The organism is Pantoea sp. NGS-ED-1003, from assembly GCF_000738765.1.
GTDB classification, from domain to species: domain Bacteria; phylum Pseudomonadota; class Gammaproteobacteria; order Enterobacterales; family Enterobacteriaceae; genus Pantoea; species Pantoea septica.
In genome coordinates, this window is record NZ_JPQA01000002.1 from 559,809 (window position 1) to 581,625 (window position 21,817).

Annotated in this window: 22 protein-coding genes; 9 read left to right on the forward strand and 13 right to left on the reverse strand. The window is 53.9% G+C overall.

Annotated features, from left to right (window positions below; genetic code table 11):
* Positions 1–9: 9 nt before the first annotated feature.
* The 5 genes from JS46_RS06085 to JS46_RS06105 all read right to left on the reverse strand — a co-directional run bounded on the left by JS46_RS06085 (position 10) and on the right by JS46_RS06105 (position 3,492).
* The gene (locus tag JS46_RS06085; protein ID WP_072010399.1) at positions 10–417 is read right to left on the reverse strand and encodes a DUF305 domain-containing protein; all 408 of its coding nucleotides are present in this window, start codon (positions 415–417) and stop codon (positions 10–12) included.
* Positions 418–529: 112 nt separating this feature from the next.
* A complete protein-coding gene (locus JS46_RS06090) occupies positions 530–1,357 on the reverse strand; it encodes an alpha/beta fold hydrolase (protein ID WP_033748986.1) in 828 nt (275 codons plus the stop codon).
* 189 nt (positions 1,358–1,546) lie between these two features.
* Positions 1,547–2,296 (reverse strand): SDR family NAD(P)-dependent oxidoreductase, encoded by a 750-nt coding sequence (locus tag JS46_RS06095; protein ID WP_033748987.1) that lies wholly within the window; start codon positions 2,294–2,296, stop codon positions 1,547–1,549.
* A gap of 171 nt (positions 2,297–2,467) precedes the next feature.
* A complete protein-coding gene (locus JS46_RS06100) occupies positions 2,468–2,923 on the reverse strand; it encodes a 4-hydroxythreonine-4-phosphate dehydrogenase (protein ID WP_081876046.1) in 456 nt (151 codons plus the stop codon).
* A 14-nt stretch (positions 2,924–2,937) separates the two neighbouring features.
* Positions 2,938–3,492 carry a VOC family protein gene (locus tag JS46_RS06105; protein WP_033748988.1) on the reverse strand — a complete coding sequence of 185 codons (555 nt, stop codon included), beginning with the start codon at positions 3,490–3,492 and terminating at the stop codon, positions 2,938–2,940.
* A gap of 162 nt (positions 3,493–3,654) precedes the next feature.
* On the opposite strand from JS46_RS06105, the gene JS46_RS06110 reads away from it, so the two are divergent.
* Together JS46_RS06110 and JS46_RS06115 are read left to right on the forward strand one after the other, a co-directional pair.
* On the forward strand, positions 3,655–4,539 hold the full coding sequence (locus JS46_RS06110) for a LysR family transcriptional regulator (RefSeq protein ID WP_235212972.1): 885 nt from the start codon (positions 3,655–3,657) through the stop codon (positions 4,537–4,539).
* A gap of 129 nt (positions 4,540–4,668) precedes the next feature.
* Positions 4,669–5,073 carry a nuclear transport factor 2 family protein gene (locus tag JS46_RS06115; RefSeq protein ID WP_033748991.1) on the forward strand — a complete coding sequence of 135 codons (405 nt, stop codon included), beginning with the start codon at positions 4,669–4,671 and terminating at the stop codon, positions 5,071–5,073.
* A 233-nt stretch (positions 5,074–5,306) separates the two neighbouring features.
* Here the strand turns inward: JS46_RS06115 and JS46_RS06120 are convergent, their stop codons facing one another.
* Positions 5,307–6,665, reverse strand: coding sequence for an esterase-like activity of phytase family protein (locus JS46_RS06120; protein WP_033748993.1), 1,359 nt, complete (start codon positions 6,663–6,665; stop codon positions 5,307–5,309).
* Positions 6,666–7,066: 401 nt separating this feature from the next.
* On the opposite strand from JS46_RS06120, the gene JS46_RS06125 reads away from it, so the two are divergent.
* The gene (locus JS46_RS06125) at positions 7,067–9,274 is read left to right on the forward strand and encodes a DUF2157 domain-containing protein (RefSeq protein WP_033748995.1); all 2,208 of its coding nucleotides are present in this window, start codon (positions 7,067–7,069) and stop codon (positions 9,272–9,274) included.
* Positions 9,267–9,797: a GDYXXLXY domain-containing protein gene (locus tag JS46_RS06130; RefSeq protein ID WP_033748997.1), complete on the forward strand. Its 531-nt coding sequence runs from the start codon at positions 9,267–9,269 to the stop codon at positions 9,795–9,797. Before JS46_RS06125 ends, JS46_RS06130 begins: the two co-directional genes overlap by 8 nt.
* A gap of 260 nt (positions 9,798–10,057) precedes the next feature.
* On the opposite strand, the gene JS46_RS06135 is transcribed toward JS46_RS06130, so the two are convergent.
* Positions 10,058–10,957, reverse strand: a complete 900-nt coding sequence (locus JS46_RS06135; protein WP_033748998.1) for a LysR family transcriptional regulator — start codon at positions 10,955–10,957, stop codon at positions 10,058–10,060.
* Positions 10,958–11,085: 128 nt separating this feature from the next.
* On the opposite strand from JS46_RS06135, the gene JS46_RS06140 reads away from it, so the two are divergent.
* A complete protein-coding gene (locus tag JS46_RS06140; RefSeq protein ID WP_033749000.1) occupies positions 11,086–11,349 on the forward strand; it encodes a DUF2798 domain-containing protein in 264 nt (87 codons plus the stop codon).
* Between the two features lie 153 nt (positions 11,350–11,502).
* Here the strand turns inward: JS46_RS06140 and JS46_RS06145 are convergent, their stop codons facing one another.
* A complete protein-coding gene (locus tag JS46_RS06145) occupies positions 11,503–12,162 on the reverse strand; it encodes a metalloregulator ArsR/SmtB family transcription factor (RefSeq protein WP_033749003.1) in 660 nt (219 codons plus the stop codon).
* A 110-nt stretch (positions 12,163–12,272) separates the two neighbouring features.
* Here JS46_RS06145 and JS46_RS06150 point away from each other — a divergent pair, with 110 nt between their 5' ends.
* The 3 genes from JS46_RS06150 to JS46_RS06160 all read left to right on the forward strand — a co-directional run bounded on the left by JS46_RS06150 (position 12,273) and on the right by JS46_RS06160 (position 15,550).
* Positions 12,273–13,697 (forward strand): MFS transporter, encoded by a 1,425-nt coding sequence (locus tag JS46_RS06150; protein WP_033749005.1) that lies wholly within the window; start codon positions 12,273–12,275, stop codon positions 13,695–13,697.
* Between the two features lie 266 nt (positions 13,698–13,963).
* Positions 13,964–14,665, forward strand: coding sequence for a glutathione S-transferase family protein (locus JS46_RS06155; RefSeq protein WP_033749006.1), 702 nt, complete (start codon positions 13,964–13,966; stop codon positions 14,663–14,665).
* 207 nt (positions 14,666–14,872) lie between these two features.
* Complete coding sequence (locus tag JS46_RS06160; RefSeq protein WP_033749008.1) at positions 14,873–15,550, forward strand: hypothetical protein; 678 nt, start codon at positions 14,873–14,875, stop codon at positions 15,548–15,550.
* 67 nt (positions 15,551–15,617) lie between these two features.
* On the opposite strand, the gene JS46_RS06165 is transcribed toward JS46_RS06160, so the two are convergent.
* A complete protein-coding gene (locus JS46_RS06165) occupies positions 15,618–16,343 on the reverse strand; it encodes a pirin family protein (protein WP_033749009.1) in 726 nt (241 codons plus the stop codon).
* Between the two features lie 123 nt (positions 16,344–16,466).
* On the opposite strand from JS46_RS06165, the gene JS46_RS06170 reads away from it, so the two are divergent.
* Positions 16,467–17,354 carry a LysR family transcriptional regulator gene (locus tag JS46_RS06170; protein ID WP_033749011.1) on the forward strand — a complete coding sequence of 296 codons (888 nt, stop codon included), beginning with the start codon at positions 16,467–16,469 and terminating at the stop codon, positions 17,352–17,354.
* A 15-nt stretch (positions 17,355–17,369) separates the two neighbouring features.
* On the opposite strand, the gene gap is transcribed toward JS46_RS06170, so the two are convergent.
* The 4 genes from gap to JS46_RS24090 form a co-directional block, all read right to left on the reverse strand.
* Positions 17,370–18,371, reverse strand: coding sequence for a type I glyceraldehyde-3-phosphate dehydrogenase (gene gap / locus JS46_RS06175; RefSeq protein WP_033749013.1), 1,002 nt, complete (start codon positions 18,369–18,371; stop codon positions 17,370–17,372).
* Between the two features lie 193 nt (positions 18,372–18,564).
* Positions 18,565–18,876 (reverse strand): hypothetical protein, encoded by a 312-nt coding sequence (locus tag JS46_RS24085; protein WP_152560674.1) that lies wholly within the window; start codon positions 18,874–18,876, stop codon positions 18,565–18,567.
* 111 nt (positions 18,877–18,987) lie between these two features.
* Positions 18,988–20,913: a methyl-accepting chemotaxis protein gene (locus JS46_RS06185; protein ID WP_033749115.1), complete on the reverse strand. Its 1,926-nt coding sequence runs from the start codon at positions 20,911–20,913 to the stop codon at positions 18,988–18,990.
* Positions 20,914–21,535: 622 nt separating this feature from the next.
* On the reverse strand, positions 21,536–21,808 hold the full coding sequence (locus JS46_RS24090; protein WP_152560675.1) for a hypothetical protein: 273 nt from the start codon (positions 21,806–21,808) through the stop codon (positions 21,536–21,538).
* Positions 21,809–21,817 lie beyond the last annotated feature (9 nt).

Here is a 21,817-nt window from a genome sequence, read left to right on the forward strand (position 1 = left end):
TGAGGGGTATCAGGGAGTTATCCCCTTTACTGGCGCAATCTGATCGGGAGCTGCCTGCGCAGGTGGCAGCGGTTTATTCAGTGCCTGATACATAGCAGTGATCTCCTGCTGCTGAGTGACAATGATTTCCTGCGCAATACGGCGAAGCTGCGGATTGGTGCCGTAGCGGAGTTCGCCGATGGCCATGTCTATTGCGCCCTGATGGTGCGGAGCCATCATCGCCACAAAATCCTCATCGATGTTGCCTGTCGGCTTAGCCTCCATACCTGCCATCATCCGGTTCATCGCCGTCTGATTGTCCTGGATGAATGCGGATTCAGCAGCGTCCGACTGAACAGCCTGATGAGCATGATCCTGTGCCTCAACATCCGCCATGAATAACAGCACCAGGGAAGGAATTAATTGATATAAGTTCATACGCATGCGTGCCTTTATTACAGAAAAATAAAAAGGAAAATGCGGCGTGCTGGTAAAAAGATTAAATAGCGTGACCACCTCATGGTTAAATGAGGTGGCTAATATAGATGAACTACAACTTAATAAATTCCAGCAAATCCTGGTTAAGTTGATCCTGATGCGTTGCCGCCAGACCGTGAGACGCACCTGGATAAATTTTCAGCTCGGCATGAGGAATAATGTCAGCAGAGAGCAGGCCAGCATGGCTAATGGGGACGATCTGATCATCATCGCCATGAATGACCAGCGCCGGCACGGTGATTTTTCTCAGATCTTCGGTGTAATCCACTTCTGAGAACGCCTGGATACAGGCGTACTGACCGACAATCGAGCCTGACATGCCCTGATTCCAGAAGCTCAGGCGCAGACCTTCGTTGATCTCTACCCCCTCGCGATTCATCCCGTAGAAAGGGATAGCGAGGTTGAGATAAAAGTCTGAACGGTTATCAAAGACACCTTTGCGAATGCCATCGAACACTGCCATATCGGTACCTTCAGGCCACTCAGCCGATGAAATCATGATGGGCGGCACCGCGCCAACCAGCGCCACTTTTGCTACGCGAGCTTCGCCATGGCGCCCGATGTAATGCGCGACTTCACCACCACCGGTCGAGTGTCCTACCAGTACCGCACTTTTTACATCCAGCTCATTCAGCAGCACGGCGAGATCGTCGGCGTAGGTGTCCATGTCATTGCCGTAAGACGGCTGGTCGGAGCGACCATGGCCGCGACGGTCAAGCGCTATCACACGATACCCTTGCTGCAGCAGGAAAAGCATCTGTCCATCCCAGGCATCTGAACTTAGTGGCCAGCCGTGCGAGAAAACAACCGGCTGTGCATTTTTGTCACCCCAGTCTTTATAAAAAAGACGGGTTGTATCAGGTGTGGTAATAAAGCCCATTTCTTTTTCTCCGTTGATGATGTGCAGGTTATTCCTGGCCTGACGTTATACCCGAGAGAATAAATATCTTCTTTTACAACGGCATTTATTCATCGCTCTGATATGCATGGCGCAAGGCTAACTATCGACAAAATGAATAATCATGTCGTCGTTGTTATAAATAATTGATAAGGTCTGTCTGGTAGTGAATTAAATCTGCGCTAAGCCGCCGTCTACAAATATTTCCGCAGCATTAATAAAGCTCGCATCATCAGACGCCAGGAATGCCACGGTTTTACCGATCTCGTCCGGTTCACCCAAACGCCCTAAGGGTACGCCAGCAGCGAGCGCATCAAACAACCCCTGGCGGTGCTCTTCCGGTACAAGACCTCCCAGACCTGGTGTACGGACAGGACCCGGGCTAACGACATTGACGCGGATGCCACGTTCCTTCAGGTCAAGCGCCCAGGATCGAGCCAGATTACGCACGGCGGCCTTGCTGGCGCTGTAAACGCTGAAGCTGGCCGTACCTTTCGCCGCAGCGGTCGAACCGGTTAGAATGACGGAGGCACCGTTGGTCAACAGCGGAAGCGCCTTCTGTACGGTGAACAGCACGCCACGCACATTGGTGCCAAAAATACGGTCAAAATGCTCTTCAGTGATGGCGCCGAGCGGCATCATGTCACCGCCACCTGCATTTGCGAACAGCACATCAAGTTTTCCTGATTCGCCCGCAATGGTGGAAAACACCCTATCGAGATCGCCGAGGACTGATGCATCCGCGCGGATCCCTGTGGCTGACGGCCCGATAAAGGCTACTGCCGCATCAAGCTCTTCCTGGCGGCGGCCGGTAATGTAGACTTTCGCCCCCTGCTCCGCCAGCTCCTGCGCTGAGGCCAGACCAATGCCTGAGCTGCCGCCCGTAACTAACGCGATTTTGCCTGACAGTTTTTTACTCATGTTGGAATTCCTTAATCAAAGTATGAATTAGCTATTAAAGTCAATGAGTTACAGTAAAGATCAGCCTGCTGAGTTCGGTTAGCACTGTAACGTCATTAATGAGTGCGAAAAAATGCATGAATTCAGAAAACACTTTCCACGTGACTGGATAATCAAAAATAAAGAGCAGCGTTATTTATTAAGAAAGACCCGGGCGCTCGACAACTTACCCGCGCTGACCGTAAAGACATCTTCTCCCCGTACCAGATACGGATTGTCTTTTGGACCATAACCCCAGGTCACACGGGCAATGCCGTGATTCCACTCGACAGCTGCCGGGGTGAAGATAAAGCCCGGATGCTGTGACTGAACTCTACTGATGGCGGCATTCACGCGGTCCACCCCTGCGTTCAGTCCGTCATAATCGGCAACGAAAAAATCTGACGAGTAAACCGCAGTAAAGGCTTTCTCTCGCTCAACGGCATCGGTGTTATTCCAGATAGCAAAGTGGCGATCGATCAGCTTCTGTAAACCTGCGGGTGCGATCTGTGCCGTAGTGATATTCATGGTTGTGTTCTCCGCTAATACGTAATTTGATCCGGCCAGCAGTGCCGCCAGCAGCAGGGATTGGGTAAGGACCTTTTTCATATCTGCGTCCTCTGTTAGTTTGCTGTTTTCGTTTTGCCTACCAGCTCAATCTGCGAGCCCCATGGCGTCAGGAAATAAAACCACTGGGTGCCGTCGGCGTTGGTCACTGGTTCATTCAGGGTTTTCAGTCCGGCTTTTTGAATCGCTTTAAAACTGGCGGGCACATCATGGGTTCTCAGCGCGATATGCGTCGCACCGTCATCATCCTGATGTGGACGTGTATGGTCGATTTGCGCACCGCTGTACTGGAACAGTTCGATTCCGGTGCCATCAGGCAGACGCATCATGACAAAACGCTTGAGGTCACTGGACTGGTGCCAGTTAAACGCCGCTTTCCACGCATCCGGGATAGCGCCAGGGGTGATGTCCGATTCAATCCTGCCGCCAAAAGTGGTCTGGAAAAACGCAATGGCTTCAGCCAGGTCAGGAACATTGATACCAGCGTGGTCAACGCCTGAAATGGTGACCAGCGGCGTAGGGTCAGCGCTAAAAACCGGAGCAGAGAAACTGGCTGCGCCCAGCAGCAGAGAAGAGGCAAACAGCGTTGAAGCGATACGTTGAGTTTTCATGTCTTATATTCCTGTGATCGGTGAATTAGCTCATTGACGACAGCGATTGTTGTCGCGATGGAATAAGCATATCGACGTACGGCGACTTTCAAAATAGAATGATTTGAAACTCATCATTGCAGATTTGAAATGAACAGATTCCCCGATTTCGAAGGACTCGCGATGTTTGCGAAAGTGGCAGAGGAAGGTTCTTTTGCGGCGGCAGCCAGGGTGATGGGAGTTTCCGTGCCCACCGTGTCACGTGCAGTTGCTCGCCTGGAAGAGCGGCTGGGCGGTCGGCTGTTTAACCGGACGTCGCGCCAGCTGGCGTTAACGGAGTTCGGTCAAAGCATGGCGGCAAAGGCGTCAGAGATGTATCGCCAGGCAGAAGAAGTGGAAAGCGAAGCCCATGAACTGTCGGTTCAGCCGCGGGGACAGGTACGTTTGGCGGTGCCCATGTCGTTTGGCTTGCGCTGGGTAACCCCCTTGATGCCAGAACTTATCCGTCAGTTCCCGGAGCTGAGTGTGGACCTGCATCTGTCCGATGCCTCGGTCGATCTGATTGCCGAAGGCTTTGATGCCGCGTTACGTATTGCCGCATTACCGGACTCTTCGCTGGTGGCGCGCAGGCTGTGTACCGTGACGCAATATCTAGTGGCCTCACCGGCGTATCTTGCTGAGCAAGGTGTACCGCAACATCCGCGTGAACTCACCTCCCGGCAGTGCTTCAGTTATGCCTATCGCGCCAGAAGCCAGGTATGGCGCTTTACGCATAATTCCGGCGCTCAGGAAGATATTGTCCCGAGCGGACCGCTGCGCGTAACCAACTCTGATGCACTGCTGCCACCCCTGCTGGCCGGTCTCGGGATTGCGGAACTGCCAGAATTTATCGCCGCGGAGTATCTGAAAGATGGTCGCCTGATTCATTTACTGAATGAGTGGTCAATGACACAAGGCGGGCTCTATTTTGTTACACCCACTTCGCGCAGCCGCCCGTTGAAGGTCAAGGTGCTGTCGGATTTCTTCGCCAGACATCTCAGTGAACCTGAATGGCGCTGGCCTGAGTGATCCTTTTTATCATTTCATTTATGAAATGATGGCTTTCATTCTTTGTTATTTTGATTGCTCCTGAGTTTCAATATTGTTGCTTCATGCCGACGACAGTCGTCCGGCCCTGAAAACAGGAGCACTCTTATCATGAAAACTGCCGTTCAATTACTTCAGAACTACCTGGACAGTATCCAGGATCCTAAAGCCGCCGCGGCGCTTTTTGCCGCAGATGGCGTGCTGGAACTGCCCTATCTGCAAACGCTTGGCCTGCCGCACAGAGTGCAGGGGCCGGCTGAAATCGAACGCTTCATCGCCGGATTGCTGGTGAAAATTCCAGATTTCCGCTTCCGCAATATCCAGTTCTTTATCGATACCCCAACACAGGCCTTTGGCGAATACAGCGTAAAAGCCGAACTGGCGGGCACCGATCGGCTATACAAGCAGACATATGCCGGAAGGTTGGTAGCAGAAGAGGGAAAAATCAAACTGCTGCGGGAATCGCTGGATACCCTCGCTGCGTGGCGTGCATTCAATGGCGAGCAGTCCGCCTGATGCGGTTTTTGCATGCGATATAAAGACAACTCGATATAAAATCTAAAAAAACAAAAGTTAAGGTTAACCCTGCTACTGTTGGGTCATAAAAAACGCGAAAGCACAGTTCCTTACCCTGGCATTGAAGTCGATGATGCTCTGGAAATATCTGAGTCTGTTGAAGTCTAAATTGCGAGGGCTGCAACAGCAGCCCTGTAACAGAAGCGGACCCTGACGTTTCATACCCTTGAATCTTATTTTAGCGATTCCGTTAGCGTAATAATCCACAACTCACTATCCGACTCCGGTTTCTTCAGCGGCTTCAGATCGATAGTCGTTGCAACCGGCTTATCATCTATCGTCAGCGTTCCTTGCTCGGTCAACCGGTAATCTTTGCGCTTCTTGCCTTCAACCGGGTTCTTCATTACCGTTTTAACACCAAAGTCATTGTCATTAGTGACCGCCAGCGTTCTATTGTCGATCAGCGCCAGCCCTTCGGCCTTCTCCTGTTGCCAGCCGAGTTGCCGTAAATCGACCACCTGCGTTTTAGCGGCAAGTTTAATGCCGCGCTGGGCCAGCCTTTTCTCGTCGTCAAACTCCGGATATTCGCCTGGTTTATCAAAGGGTGAAAGCTCGCTAGCCGGGCTGAGATCCACCTTATAAACAAGGTTGCGCATGGCGTCGTTTTTGTCGCTGCCCTGTTCTATCAGCAGGATATGCTGATTGTCGATCGCCACGATGTCGCCAATTTTTGCGTCGCTGTTTTTACTGTAAGCCTCGCTGTCGACAGGGTAACCATACATCGCGGTTTTTCCGGTGGCTGGATCAAAGCTCACCAGGCGGGTAAAACGCGCCTGCTTTTTACTTTTACCGTCGATATCCAGCGTGCTCTGCACCGCAGCCATGATGCGCCCATCCGGCATGCGGGTGATGCCCTCAAAGCCCCGATTGGGCTGACGCCATTTGAGTATGTTCGGCAGACCGCCCGCGATGGATTTCTCCCCTTCGGCGGCCTGCGGCCCATGAATCGCCAGGATTTTGCCACGCTCATCAACATTAATCAGGAACGGACCATACTCATCGCACAGCCAGTATCCGCCCTTCCCATCCGGCGTAATGCCTTCCGTATCCAGACCGCGGTTATCACCCTGCAGCACTTTCAGCGTATCGCTGAGCGCGACCTCATTGGTTGATCCGATGACGTCATCCTGCAACGGCAGTCCGTTAATGTTGCCCTTATCGTCATGCAACGGTCTGGCATCTGTGGCCTCTGCTTTGCCGTTCTGCACCCGAATATTCATCAGCAGTGGTGCGAAGTCCGGCGTGACGAAAATCTTTGACTCTTTCTTACCCGCATCAGGCGAATCAGCATTTGGCCCGCGATCGGTGACGGTCGCGAAGGTCAGCGCATCACCCTGCTTGCCGGTAAACAGCAAACCAGAGCCGATTCCCACTGGCAGCCCCTGAGGAAATGCGCTGGCGAACGCACCGTTGTAGCTCACGCGTGTCCCTTCGGGGAAACTGACGACGTAACGTTCGGCCTTCGGCTGTGCCGCTAACGTCGATAAAGAGAGCGCACAGCCAATAACCAGAGAAATAGCTTTTATTTTCATGTTTTTATATCCATAAAGGAAAGCCACGAGCCTAAAGAATAAAAATGACAGAAAAATGAAATCGCCGGGAAACACTGGCGGTTAACCGGGTAATTATTCCCCCGTCAGGTTAGTGGGATGAACCTGTCTGTTCAGATACAGCTATCCAGACTCCGCGAGCAGTAAACGCAGGCGCTTCCGGTCAGCGATAGTCATGATTATCAGGATGCGATGGATCGCGCAGAGTTCACCGCTCGCCTTTGATTTACGCTGTTATATCCCATAAAAGATGTTTACATTTGTTCAGCAAAATAATCAGCCGCTCAGCAGAGCGTCACTGACCGACACAGGGATTAATCGCGGGCAAGAACAGTGGTTAACGTCATTATCAACGTCACACCGTAACCAGTGGCAGGGAAAGAATGAGCGAGATTGCACCTGATAGCATAACCGGGATGCCGTCACGGACGGCAGCGTATCTTTGCCGTCAGATCGCTGGCCTGGTTAAAACAGGGAGCCTGAACCCGGAGAGCTGCCAGCGTATCTTTGCTTGCTGTGGTATCAGACCTTCAGATACTCAGTGGCGTCAGTTTCTTATACCGGTTCTTTGCTTTCTGGGATTACTCTCCCTGGTTGCCGGATCGCTGTTTTTTATTGCCTGGAACTGGGCCTGGCTACCGAAGATGGCGAAATTCGCCCTGGCCGAGTTGCTGATCGTCGCGCTGGCGGTGGTGGTCTGGTGGCGCTGGTACAGCAGGCTGGCTCGCAGCGCATTGCTGGCGGCAGGGCTAAGTTTCGGTGCCCTGTTTGCGCTTTATGGACAGATTTATCAGACCGGTGCGGACAGCTGGGAGCTATTCCGGGCCTGGTTATGCGTTCTTCTGCCGCTGGCGTTGATCGCCCGGCAAAACAGCCTGTGGTTTTGCAGCTGGCTGATCGCTAACCTGGCGTTCCAGCTCTACACCACCACGTTGCCGACCTCGCTGCTGGATGTCGCCGTGTCTGACAGCATCACCCGGCTCCCGACGACGGTGCTTTACGGCTATCTGGCGCTGCTGGCAGCCTGCCTGATTATCAGGGAGGTCCTGGCCTGGCGGGCAATAACGCATCGCCCTGAGAGCTGGCTGGCAAGCCGCTGGTTCTCGCGGGTAATGGCCGGATTTTTACTGCTGTTGCTGACCGCCCTCGTGGCCGAAAACATCTCTGACTGGCATAGTGCTCATCACTTTACTTCAGTTACGGCCAGCTGGATCATCGCCCTGCTGGCAGGCTACTACCTGTACCGTTATCGCTTTGTGGATCTCTGCATGCTGACGATGGGCATCGCAAGTCTGACCGTTGTGGGCTGCGCGCTGATCGTGCAGTTATTTCTTTTAGATTATGATACGGGTGACCTGTTTCTGACCGGCACCCTGATGATTCTCTGGGTGGCGGCAAATGGTACGATCCTGCTGAAGTGGCAATGCAGGCTGGCTGAAAAAGGTCCTGTCGATCAGGCTCCGGCCGAGCTGATCTTGCTGACAGATACCCTGTGTCAGCGGGGCTTGCTGAGCGTCTCGCAAATTGAAGAGATTCAGCAACGCGGTCATGCTTCTGACCTGCCCTGGTATCTGAGGCTGGCGCTGAGCGTCGGAGGCTGGGTCGCCGCAATTATCATTCTGTTACTGATGGTACTGCTGCTCTATATCGCTGACCTGCTTGATGACCCGAACGCTGTTACTTTTATTCTTCCTTCACTGGTGCTCGCCGTTATTGCGCGCGGCCTGTTGCGCAATGAGCGCGACGGTAAATATCACCTTGGGCTGGCATGGGCCATTGCGGCGACGTGCGGGCTGATAGTCGGCGTTGTGCTGCAAATCCCGAGCAGTGACGTGCGCTTTATGATGCTGAGTTCACTGTGTGCGTTGCCGATCCTTGCCGCGATGGCGGTGGCTATGCCTGACCGCACTTACCGGCTTATGGCCATCACTGCCCTGACCTTTTTTCTGGTGCTGGCAGGCTATTTGCTGGCCCGGCTTTACCTGTCACCGACGGCGGGTCGCTTTGCTGTTTCCATACTGGCGGCGGCGGTCATGTTTTGGTGGCTCTGGATTGTCAGTCATCAGCTGAGGTTACAGGCAGGGCCCTATGCTGACGCGGTATATCCCCTGCTGTATGGCATCCCGGCGGGCCTGATGTTGCTGACTTTCCTCGGGATAAACGCGGCGTTTCTTACGGATTTCATCTGGTCTACTGCGCCTTTTTCTCTGCTTCAGTCTGCGACAGGCACAGGAATAGCAGCAGGTTTAGTGCTGAGTGTGCTTAGTCAGAAAAAGAACAGCCAGCCGCTGTTTTCGATTATCACACTGCCCGCAGCCCTTATCTGCGGGATTGTTGCCCTCTATGCACCGGGTATTGGGCTGGGCTTGTGGTTGATTCTGATGGCGCGATATCAGGGAAGTCTGGGATTGCTGGTGGTCAGTGGCGGTTTCATGGTGCTGTATCTCATTGGCTGGTATTACTTTCTGGAGGTAATACTGCTGCACAAAGCGCTGCTTCTGCTGGCTGGCGGTCTGGTTTTACTGGGGCTGGCATGGGGAGTCAGGAAAGTGTTACCCGCACAGACTGGAGGTGCCAGTGAGAATGCGTAAACAGAGCCGATGGCTGGCATGCACGGTGATAACGCTGGCCCTGGTGGTCGTCAATGTCAGCATCTGGCAAAAAGAACGATTGCTGAAACAGGGCGCGCTCATGATTTTACCTCTTGCGCCGGTTGACCCGCGCTCCCTGATGCAGGGTGATTACATGGCGCTGAATTATGCCCTCACCCGACCTCTGGAGCAGACGTTTTATCAACAGGCTGTGGCCTGCCGCGCAACCCTGTCAGCGCCATGCCTGCCCACCAGCGGGACCCTGATTGTTGACCTCGATGCGCAGCGTCATGCCACTCAGGCCCGGTTTGATCAGGGTGAGCCTCTGCAGGCGAATCAGCTAAGGGTGAAATATCATTACAATTCTGGCTCGCTGACGGTCGGAACCAGCGCTTATTTCTTTCAGGAAGGTCATGGCGAGCGTTTCGCGCAGGCACGATACGGGGCATTTCGCGTGGGGAGCGATGGGACGGCGCTGCTGACGGATTTGCTAGATGAACAGGGTAAGGTGATTCAGCCTTAGCTATACGAGATGCTCTCTGCCCTCGACAAAAATAGCCTGACAGGCGCCTGAGTAGCTTAACCACTTATCGCCTCAGCGCTGCAATACGGGCAATCCCCTTTGAAAAACCATGCTGCTGACAAAGGGTGAACTGAATGCCCGTCAGGAAAGATTGGCAATATCCAAACACAAACTCAATAAGCGGCCAGATTACGGCGGGTTACCTTGCGGGTAATAAACTGAAAAAAGCAGTCAATTTTTCCATCAAAAACGCTATTGCGTTAAATCGCTTCTTCTAAAAATTCAATAAATGCCCTTACCTTTGAATTAAGAGCTGAACGTTCAGTCACACACGCAAAAATATCCATCGGCACAGACTCAATGTTGTTCTCACTGAGACCTGGCCAGTACAAAGGCCTGAGCAGGCCACTCTCAATCAATGGCTGAGCAACAAAGCTTGCCAGACGAGCAATACCGCCCCCGTTTACGGCTATTTTGGCGATAATATCAATATCATCGCTGATAAAGCTGGGGTTGAGTTTCGCATTGACGGGTTGTCCATTGACTATAAAAGTCCATGGCAGAAATCGCCTGTCGGTTGGATAGCGGAAAACCAGGCAGTCGTGCTGGCTAAATTCTTCAGGTGTCTGAGGAGCGCCAGCACGGTCAAGGTAAGCAGGCGCCGCGCAGAATATAAAGGGTAACGATGCAATTTTTCTGGCGATCAGTTGATCATTCAGTTGTGCCTCAATGCGGATACTGACATCGACGCCTTCCAGGTGATGACTGACGTTGCGATCGGTACTGATCAGCTCAATATCTATATCGGGGAAAGAGGCTTTGAAGGCCGGCATAAGTGGAGCGAGAACGTATCGACCAAACGCGGCTGTCGTAGCGATACAGAGTGGCCCCTTCGGTTTGGTTGCGTTTGCAGCAGCCTGTGAGGCGAGTTCAATATCATCTGGAATGTGACGGACTTTATCGAAATACCGTTTACCATTTTCAGTTAAGGTCATGCTGCGGGTGGTGCGCGATAGCAGTCGTACGCCCAGGTGCGCTTCAAGACGAGAAAGACTCTGGCTGACTGCTGCCGGACTCATACCTTTAGCGCGTGCCGCCGCGGCAATACTGCCGTTCTCTACCACACGGATAAATGTGCTAATCAGCCCTAAAATGTCCATACCATCCTTAATAACGCATTCGTCACTTTTACTTAATGATGATTAAAGCATAACCGCTCTACAACACTCCTGATAAGCTTGTTAAGTTAGCCACAGTTTCGTCTACCTTTGTAAAACAGGATATTCCGATGACTGATGCTACTTCTAAAAAAAACCTGCGAAGCCGCCTTCCTGTGCGCACGGCACCCTACATATTTGCTCTTTATATGGCGATAATCATGGCGTTCTTGATGAGTCTGGTCATCACTTTTGCCGAATTCGGCATGGGACCGCATTACATGGCAAATGTGATGAATGCTTACCAGGTCGCTATGCCAGCGGCTTTCTTCTGCATACTTGTTGTCCGACCTGTTGTTATCCGATTAGTAGGGTTGACCGTCCACGGTCATTGAGGCATTCAGCACGCGTATAATACGCGCCGGAATAAGGTTTGGCCCGCTTGCTAACCTTATTCCGCGCAAACCAGGCGATGCTGAGTTCATGAAAGAAATAACCAGATTTCATTTTTCAGTACGTTGTTAATCGTGTTCAGTCAATCTGAAGGTTTAATCAGCATGCCCGCTAATAGTATAAGCGCAGCGTCTTGCCCCATTTAAAATATGCTCTGTCCGCTCTACTTTTGCGCGGAGTACTTCTCTGAACAACGTTAATTCAGCACGGCAAAAACCCTGACAGGCTGCAGCGGCAGCACAGATTGGGCAGTGATTTTCGATAAAAAGCAAGGTCCCATCCGCCAGCTCTTCATAGTCCGCCATATAACCTTCCTGCGAACGTATTACTGCCAGACGCGCAACCCGTTCCCTGAGACTGGCCGGCTCCCCCAGCTCCCGTAGGTAATTCTCTCTGCTAGCCTGCTCGCGCAGGTCAATCAGACGGTCAATCGCCTCCTCGCCGAAGGCGTGACGCACTGTGTCCAGAAGCTGAACCGTTAGCGTGGAGTGCGTATCCGGAAAGCGGTTATGTCCCGCCTGAGTCAGCGTCCAGAACTGACTGGGACGACCAACCCCTTTGCTCTGAGAGTAGGTTTCCACCAGACCTGCCGAAGCGAGTTTGGCAAGCTGCTGGCGCGCTGCCTCCGCTGTCATGCCCAGCATTTTCCCCGCATCCGCAGACTGCTGCGGCCCACGCGTTTTAAGCAGGTAAAGCAGGCGCTCGGGCGTCGCAGATGCTTTCTCAGTGCTATTTAACAAGCGATAGCTTGACAAATTAATTCACCCCTTTCAATAATCCAAGTGTTGGCTTGTTTTATTAATGTAACGGATCCTATTGCAGCCAGCAACGGGACATTTGACGCAACGCATGCCGGGAGGCTTATATGTCGTCAGTACAGGAAGGAAGCTGGAATGATTTACTGGGTGGTAGAAATCTGTTTTTCTCTATTGCGCTTTCAGGAGGAGTAGCGCTGCATGCAATCAATATTTACATTGCGACCACTGTACTTCCCTCTGTGGTTAACGAAATAGGTGGTCTTGAACTCTATTCATGGAATACGACGCTTTTTGTCGTAGCCTCCATCCTGGGTTCCGCACTGACTTCACGGCTGCTGGCCTTGATGGGAGCGCGCAAAGCCTATTTGGTCGCGGTTATGTTATTTATTGCAGGCAGCCTGGTCTGCGCGCTGGCGCAGACTATGCCTGTTATGCTGGCCGGTCGGGCGCTACAGGGCCTCGGCGGTGGTTTTATGTTTGCGCTCTGCTATGCCATGATTTATACGATTTTTGACGAAAAGCTCTGGCCGCGCGCGATGGCGCTTATCTCCGGTATGTGGGGCGTCGCGACGCTGCTGGGTCCCGCAGCAGGCGGAATATTTGCGGAGATGAATGCCTGGCGCGCTGCGTTTGGCGTACTGGTGCCTGTCACGCTGCTCTATATGCTGCTGGTCTGGCTCGTCTTTCCCGCGCACAAGCGCGCAGCCGGCCTTCCTGCAAGCAAGCTTCCGCTGATGCAGCTGCTGCTGCTGGTCGCTGCGGTCATGTCTGTCAGCACAGGCGGCATGTCACCTGATGTAGCAATCAATGTGGCGGGAATCAGCGTTGCGGTTGTGCTGATCCTGTTGCTAATTCGCTGGGAATTTACCAGTGAAATTCGCCTGTTGCCGCGTGATGCGCTGCGGTTGAACTCGCCTTTGCTGGCGCTCTACATCACCATGGGGCTGCTGATTATTGGCATGACGAGTGAAACCTTCATCCCCTATTTTTTGCAAATCCTGCATGGGCAGACTCCCTTGATCTCGGGGTATCTGGCCGCGCTGATGGCCGCAGGCTGGACGGTATCAGAAATCTGGAGTTCCGGCTGGCAAGGGCGAGGCATCAAACGTGCTATTTTTACTGGCCCAGTGTTGGTTTTGGCGGGCATGGTGGTACTGGCGCTCAGCACCCCCCACTCTGCCGGGGGAGACTGGATAGTGCTCTCCTTAATTGGTCTGGGCCTGACGTTGGTAGGGTTTGGCATCGGGCTGGGCTGGCCGCATTTATTGACGCGTATCCTCCAGGTCGCACCGGCTGAGGATCAGGATACAGCAGCTACTTCAATCACCACGGTTCAGCTGTTTGCCACTGCGCTGGGCTCAGCGATTGCGGGTATGCTGGCGAATGCAGGTGGATTATCCATGCCCGGCGGGCGGGAGGGTGCATCATCCGCCGCATGGTTGCTTTTTGCAGTGATGGCTGCTGCTCCGTTGCTCTCTTTGCTGAGTGCAAAAAAGGTTATATCAGCATTCAATAAAAAGAGTGTCAGTTAAACTGGCTTGTAGCTCTGTAGCGCTACAGAGCTGCATTTATCTGGCAGTGTCGGACAAGAAACATAAAACTTTTTCCGTTCCTCACTCATACCAACCGTATGAGCAGGCCCCTGCGCAGCTTAAACGTCCCCCCTCATCAATCAGAAGGCACACAAAATAATTACCTAACAAACGTTAGATAGACATTGACGTGCATCGAATCGCCCGCTAAGGTTTACCTAACTTACGTTAGTTAGACACTTCAGCCATCAACCTTAGGATTTACCATGACGACTAAACTTCAGCTTTTTACTTCGCCTTCTGCCTTTCCCAATCCACAGCGTCTGCGTCTGTTCATGCAAGAAAAAGGCATCGCTGATCACTTTGCCGAGACCATTTATGACATGTCCCCTGTAGGCGAACAGCGTGGCTGGCGTCATTTGAATATGAACCCGTGGGGCGAAACGCCCACCCTTGAACTGGCTGACGGTAGTTACATTTCCGAAACGGCTGCTATCGTTCGTTATCTCGACCAGACGTATCCCGGCCGCAAGATCATGGGAGAGACCGCACTGGAACAGGGCCTCGACAACATGTGGGATAACCGGGTGTGGGTGCACATCCTGTACCGCATCGTAACAGCGTTCCACGTGCTGCATACCGGCCTCGGCTTCAAGCTTGAACTGACCAAAAATGAGGCCTGGGGCGAACACTGCCGTAAAGAGGCGCTAACTCATGCCGCGCTGGTCAATCGTCATCTGTCAGACGGCCGTGAATGGCTGCTTGGCGGCGACGCCCCGACCTTCTCGGACATCACGCTGGCAACCGCGATCGCCTTCTCGAAATTCCCGGTCAATGCCACTCCACTTGACGAGCGTTTTGAGTTCTTAGATGCGTACTGGCAGCGCTGGACAAAACGCCCAGCCTTTCAGGCGGCCTACGCCGATCGCAGCAGCGGCATTCCTGAGCTGGATTCGCCCGCCCAGTAACCGCTTCTCAACGGATATGCCAATAAGCAGTGCCTCGACAGGATGGCGAGAGAAAGTAAAAGCGATACACGCCAGTAAAGCGCTAAAACGTAATGCACGCCGTCGATGCATACTGAGTAAATTTTCTGCAAGCAGGGCCGCGCTTTGCCCTGCGCTGTCCCTCCATTACACTGTGTCCATCGCGTATCACCTTTATGGATAAAAGAAATGATAATTGAAAAAGCGGATGAGCCGTTTCTGCACATTTTTTTCGGCGAGCCGGTAGAGACGATCGAGCCCGGCTCCGCACAGGCGGAATCAATACGTCAGGCGCTGCAAAGCGCGCGGGCGCAGCGAACTGTCGAAGTGGAGAGCGACTGGAAGCGTAACGCGCTGTTCCTGGCGCTGTTCGTCTTTCTCTATGCCGCGCTCGGCGCTTCGCTGACGCTGGCTCTCTCGCGCACCACCGGTCATAAGAGCCTCGACTACGCGCTGCAGGCGGTACCGGTGCTGCTCGCCTTCTCCGGCTTTTTTGTGTCGCTGCTGTTTCTGTTCGTTACCCGCAGCAGCGCCCGCCGGCAGCAAAACTGGGAGCGATCCATCGTGCTGCTGGAGAAGTATGCCGGCGGCAATCTCTATAAGCAGATAATGGATCTCGGCGCGCGCACCACGCACTACTCGTTTTCCGCGATTAACGTCGCGCTGGCGCTGTTTATCTGCGTAACCTGGGTGGTGATGTACAACTTCTTTACCTTCACCACCAGCGGCGTTATCGGTAGCGTGATCTCGCTGTTTATTACCACCATGACCTATGTGATTCTGGATATTCAATTGCTGAAGCCGCACAGGCTGGATCATGAAGTGCCGCTTGGGCTGGAGAAAGAGGAAGAGCGGGACGATAAATAAGCGAAAACAGCACGTCGACAATGCGACGTGCTGCTTTAAGTAACAGGGTGCTGGCCTTTAACAGCGATCAGCGGCTCGGATGATTCACCTCGATCGGACGCAGGTCGAACAGCAGCACTTCGGCATTATCGCCCTCGCTAAAGGTCAGGCTTGCCTCGTTACGCACGCGCGCGCCGTCGCCTGCATTGAAACGCATGCCGTTCACCGTCACGCTGCCGCGCGCAACGTGGATATACGCGTAGCGCGTCTCGTCCAGCGGGAAAGTCTGCTGCTCATCGCCATTGAAGAGACCGGCGTAAAGGCGCATATCCTGACGCACCGATAAAGCATTGTCCTCACCTTCGGGCGAAACGATCAGGCGCAGCTGACCGCGCTTTTCGCTTTCCGGCACCGAAATCTGCTGATAACCGGGCGGCGTTCCTTTTTCAGACGGCACAATCCAGATCTGCAGAAAGTGCACGCCTTCGCTTTTCGAATGGTTGAACTCGCTGTGGGTCACGCCGCTGCCCGCGCTCATCAGCTGCACGTCGCCCGGGACGATAACCGAACCGGTGCCCATGGAATCTTTATGCTCCAGCGCCCCTTCCAGCACGTAAGAGAGGATCTCCATGTTGGAGTGCGGATGCGCGCCGAAACCGCGAGAAGCCGCAACCCGATCGTCGTTGATCACCAGCAGGTCGGAAAAGCCGCTCTGTTTCGGATCCCAGTAGTTCGCAAACGAAAAGGTGTGGCGTGAGTTCAACCAGCCGTGGTCGCCATGGCCGCGTTGCTCTGACAGTCGTTGCTCAATCATGGTCTGCTCCTGTGTTGTAAGGGGGAAGCGCCTGTGCCCTTCCGATGGGACAGACAATACCGTAAACTAAAACCCTTAAAAACAGGCCAATATGGCAATCACTGTCACAAATAAGTGGACAATATGCAGACTGAAGATCTTCGTATTTACGTTGCCGTGATCCATGCGGGCAATTTCACCGCCGCGGCGGAACAGCTGATGCTCTCCAAGCAGTACGTCAGCCGCCGTATGGCCGCGCTGGAGGCGTCGCTCGGTTCGCAGCTGCTGATCCGCAATACGCGTAAGCTTTCAGTGACCGAAGCGGGCATGCTGTTTCTCACCCATGCGCAGCGCATTCTCGACGATATCCATGAAGCGGAGCAGGCGATGTCGACCCGACGCCAGGAGCTGCACGGCACGTTCCGCATCAGCATGCCGATGTCGTTCGGCATGAGCCACCTCTCGCCGCTTATCGCGCAGTTTCTGGCGCAGCATCCCGCGCTGCAGTTTCACATCGAGCTGGCGGATCGCTACGTCGATATGATCGGCGAAGGATTCGATATGGCGATTCGCATCGGCGCGCTGGCGGATTCGACCCTGATTGCGCGCCGCCTCGGCGAGCAGCGGCGTCTGATCTGCGCCAGCCCCGCTTACCTCGCGCGCGCGGGCACGCCCGCTACGCCGGACGACCTCGCTCAGCACGCCTGCCTGCGCTATGGCCGAGAAGCCCTGAGCGGCTGGGAACTCCAGCAGGCGGGCAAAAGCAAGAGCGTGACGGTGCAGGGCCCGATGCTGAGCAATAACGGCGAGGTGCTGCTCGATGCGGCGATCGCCGGGCTGGGACTGGTGCTGCTGCCGGGATTTATCGTCGAGCCGGCGCTAAAGCGCGGCGAACTGGTGAGCGTTCTGGAGGCATATCAGCCCGCGCCGCTCTGCCTGAATGCGGTTTATCCGCAGCATCGCCAGCGCAGCGAGGTGAACCGCGTGCTGCTGAACTTTTTGCAGGAGAAGCTGGGAAATAAGGCGGGCTGAGCAGCCCGCCTAAGATTACAGCGATACGTAAAGATGCAGCACGCGCACCAGCTGGGTCACGAAGCCATATTCGTTATCGTACCAGGAGACGGTTTTCACCAGCTGCAGGTCGCCCGCTTCGCTGATCTCCGTCTGGGTCGCGTCAAATATTGAGCCGTAAGGCACGCCGATCACGTCGGTAGAGACGATCTGATCTTCCGTATATTTGAAAGATTCATTGTTCTCGCAGGCGCGCTTGAGCGCCGCGTTGATCTCGTCGACCGTGACCTTTTTATCCAGAATCGACACCAGCTCGGTGACCGAACCGGTTTTGGTCGGCACGCGCTGCGCATGCCCTTTCAGCTTGCCGGTCAACGCTGGGATCACCAGCCCGATCGCCTTCGCCGCGCCGGTGGTGTGCGGGATAATATTTTCCGCTGCGGCGCGCGAGGAGCGGAAATCTTTGCCGCGCGGCCCATCCACCAGCGCCTGAGTGCCGGTGTAGGCGTGAATAGTGGTCATGGTGCCAACCTTGATGCCGAAATTGTCGTGCAGGGCTTTCGCCATCGGCGCCAGGCAGTTCGTGGTGCAGGAGGCGACGGAGATGATTTTGTCTTCGGCGCTGATAGTGTCGTGGTTGACGTTATAGACGATGGTTTTCATCTCGCCGGCCGGCGCGGAGATCAGCACCTTGCCCGCGCCCGCGTCCAGATGCGCCTGCGCTTTTTCCGCCGAGGTGTAGAAGCCGGTGCATTCGATAACCACGTCAACGCCCAGCGATCCCCACGGAATGTTTTTCGCCTCTTTCTCGGCGAAAACGGTAATTTTCTTACCGTTAACCAGCAGCGCGTTGCCGTCCACGCTGACGTCGCCGTGGAATGCGCCGTAGTTGGAGTCATACTTCAGCAGATAGGCGAGCATCTCGGGCGAGGTGAGATCGTTGATCGCCACCACCTCCACCGCTTCCTGCTGTTCCAGAATACGTCTTAAAACCAGACGGCCAATACGTCCAAAACCGTTGATGCCAATCTTTTTCATGGTGATCTCCCAATTCCGGTAACACTGCGTGTTGAGGGTAAATAGCGGGTGAATCTGCGCATCAAACCATTACTGCATAACACCATTGCACTGCGGTGAAGCAGGAGAGTATAGCCTGAGCGGGATAGCGGAATTTGTCAGCAAGAGGCGCGAAGAGGGAGATGACAGGCAGAAAAAAACCGCCGCTGGCGGTTTAATCCTTGAAGCGTTTACGTCTGAACATGGCGTTCTGTTTACTGCGGTTCACCTTTCGTTTGGCGTAGGCCATGATGGTGGTCCAGTCGGGATCGGCGGTGTTTTTCATGTAGTAGCTCAAGGCATCCGCCAGCTCGCTCCAGGCCTGCACCTGCTGCTGCGCATCGCTGGTCAGCGTGGTTTTAAGCATATCGATAAGCCCATCGACCTTCTTTTTTACATCCGGTAATTTTTCGCCTGTCTGGTACCCTGCTGCAATGCGTCTTAATTCAAGCGCATAATGATCGACATCGACCTCTGTTATATACAAACCTACCTCTGCTCTTTTTGGTCTGGCCCATAAGCATAGCGGTTTCAGCCGTATGCGTTACGCAAAAACGGCAGAAACTTACTGCCGTTTTGCTGACGCTCTGCTGCAGCTTCAGAGCGTACGGAATACCGCGACCATATGGCGCAGCTGCCCGGCGCGTTCAGCCAGATCGTCCGCCGAAACCGCCGACTGCTCCACTAGCACCGCATTCTGCTGGGTCACCTGATCCATCTGATTAACCGCAATATTGACCTGCGAAACGCCGCTGCTCTGCTCTGCCGACGAAGAGGAGATGTCGCGGATCAGCTGCGAGGTCTGCTCAATAGCGCTCAGGCTCTGCTTCACTTTCTCCCCTGCGCTTTGCGCCATGTTCATTCCTTCCTGCGCCTGGCCGACCGACTGCTCAATCAGGCTTTTGATCTCCTTCGCGGCGCTGGCCGAACGCTGCGCCAGCGCGCGCACCTCCGTGGCGACCACCGCGAAGCCTTTGCCCGACTCGCCGGCGCGGGCGGCCTCTACCGCGGCGTTGAGCGCCAGGATATTGGTCTGGAAGGCGATGCTGTCGATGACTGAAGTAATCTCCTCAATCTGGCCTGAGCTGCCGCGGATCTTGCGCATCGACTCCATTACCGAATCCATCGCCTCGCCGCTCATCAGAGCCGCCTGGGTGGCGGAAACCGCTTTATCCGACGCAAAGCGGGTATTGTCGGCGTTCTGCTGAATAATCGAGGCCAGCTGCTCCATGCTGGCGGCGGTTTGCGCCAGCGAGGCGGCCTGCTCTTCCGTGCGAGAAGAGAGATCGCCGTTGCCCTGGGCTATCTCTTCGGAAGAGGTCGCGATAGTGGCGGCATGGTTTTTGATATCGGAAACCAGACGGGCAAGGTGCTGCTGCATCTTCATCAGGGCGTGCAGCAGCTCAGCCATTTCATTGCTGCCGCCGATGTGCAGCGTCGAGGTGAGATCGCCTGCCGCGACCTGGCTGGCGAGGCGAACGGCGTCCTGCAGCGGACGCGTAACCGAACGGCTGATCATCAGCGCCATGAAAATGGCTACCAGCGCGACCGCCAGCAGACCGGCCAGCAGCATAAATTGCGCATGACGACGCGTATCGATCTGCTTTTGCAGCATCTGCGTCAGGCGGTCGCTGTTCTGCTCGCCGAGCGCGCTGAACTGGTTGATGGCGTGGGTAAAGGTCTGAACATATTCAACCGGCGCGACGCTGGCGCTTCTGCTGACAAAAATGCGCTCGGCCAGCTGCAGCGCGTCGAGCGCCTGGCGCTCCGCCTCCTGCGCGACGGCGCTAAAATCCGCAGCCAGCGCCGGTTCGATGGCGTATACCTTCTCCAGGTTGCCGTTAAACTGATCCAGCGCCACTTTTCCCGTATCTATCTGAAATGACATGCGGCTGTAATCGCTTTCATAGATGGCGCCGGAGGCAATCAGCGAAGCGCCGGCCGCTCGGATCTGCCCCAGCGTCTCGGTGAGCTGCGGCAGTCGGTTAAAAATGCTGGTAATCAGCTGGTAGGTATTCAAATCGCTATCGAGAGACATGCCGTAATAGTCCAGCACGTCAAGATTGGCGCTCAGCATGAGCTGGATTAGCTGCGCATGTGCGGTCAGGCTGTCAGCGAAAGAGAGCGCGCCGCCGTTGATATCGCTCTGCAGCTGCAGCCACGCCTGTCCCATCTTATCAAGACGCTGCAACGGCTGCGCGCTGGCGTCCTGCTGTCGCAGCTCTGACTGAATAACGTCGGAGAGCCGGTTGATCTCGGCCACCAGCGCCATACGCGGCGGGTTGTCAGGCTTCTTCAGCGCGATAGCGATAGCCGTTTCCGCGCGATGACGCTGCAACAGGTTCAGTAGCTTCAGCATATGTTTTTCCACCGGAACGCCGCTCAGCTCGCGCTGCTTGGCGTCGATAAGCTGATTTCCGGTCTGAATAAAGAGCGTTGTCGGTAAAACAAATAAAATCAGGGCGAATAAGCCGAGGATAAGAAATTTAACGGGCAGGTTAATTTTATCAAGCAGGTTTTTCATCATTTTCCATCCTGGTAAGTCTGACTGGTGGCATTGGCAATAAGTGTAAAAAATAAGCCGGGCTAATTTTTCAACAAATAGTCAGGGCTGCGCCGCTTATACTCGGCGACACCTTTTTTTTAAAAACGCACGGCAAAAATACGCAACGGAAATGGAGTATAGGTTGCTAACGGTGATTTACCACTGAGTGTACAGACGATATTTACTGCATGATAAAACTAAGCCAAACTGATTAAAAATCTTATAATACATAAACTTAAAAAAAATTCCGTTTTTGATTATTTCCACCAAGGTAAGCCATGCTGGAGGATAAGGTTTTATTACTATCTAAAACTAAAGTTTACCGCAGGCATGCCGATACTCCGGCGCCAGCATTTATTTTCAGCTTAGCCTGGTAGAAAAAATAAGTGTTACAGAGGCGCAGTCGCTGTACTGAATTAATAAATTTTCCGCCTTGCTATTCATATTGATTAATTTTTCTACGAGCTGCCGTTTATGTTTCAGAGAGAGAGGTCAATTGAAAGTGAGTTTTTCATGTAGGGGTAATAACGGAGAAAAGCAACCGACGCTTTTGTCTGGTGAGAGCCTCATTTACAAGCCAGATTTGCATCAGGACAAGAGATTACGGGCTCAGTTTGCTGCGCGCGAGCCACGCCTTCCAGCGATTTTCTACCAGATGGTAGCGATAGCCTCGAAAGCTGTCTCGTCTGAGCCAGCGCTCCTCAAAAAACTCATCGCTGCGGATCCAGCGCTCAAACAGCTGGCGTTCATCCTCTTCGCTCATTGTCACCTCATCTTGCTGGCTGTTTCTCGCTTCGGTTACATCGAGTATAGACCACTGAAATGTCCCGCTGCGCTGCTGGCGCGCCAGCCGCTGCAATAGTGTGAGGCACAATGTCTTTTT